This is a genomic window from Vibrio sp. 2130-1 (genome assembly GCF_033339515.1).
In genome coordinates, this window is sequence record NZ_JAWOUT010000657.1 from 1 (window position 1) to 537 (window position 537).

Genomic DNA, 537 nt, shown 5'->3' on the forward strand with positions numbered 1-537 from the left:
AGTTTGCTCACGCAAAACAATAGGGTGTTCAATCAGACGTCTTAACAAACGCATTTTGTTTGAAAGACGCGTCACGTCTTCAACCACGCGTGGAGAGTTGTATTTGTTTAGCTTGCGATGCGCTTGTTCTTTCTCACACAGAGTAATCAAACGCTGTTTAATGGTGCTGTAATCGCCTTCTCGAGGAAGATGAGCGACGAGAGACAAAAACTTCTGCTCGGTATACCACGACAAATAGTTATCAATATTAACGTAGTAACGCTTTAAGTTTTCTTCATAAGGGATAGAGCGTCTCAAGCGTTTTAAGATCTCAAGCGTCAACTCAATGACTTCGTCCACTTCATCTTCTGTAACGGAGTTGCTCTCGTGCTTATTTAAACTCGCCACTGCTTTATCTAATGCGATAACGTACTGGTAGGCGAACAAACTCAAACTTACGCGGTATTGCTGATTAGAAAGACGTCCGCGCTTCGCTAATCGGCTGTGAACAAGCGGCAATAGAATTTCTGTACTGTAATAAGCACGTTGCTGAGTGAT

The 537-nt window shown here is 42.8% G+C and carries 1 pseudogene; it reads right to left on the reverse strand.

Features of this window, described 5'->3' with window-relative positions:
* Nucleotides 1–537, reverse strand: a pseudogene (locus R7Q09_RS27975) (hypothetical protein); the annotation flags it as partial.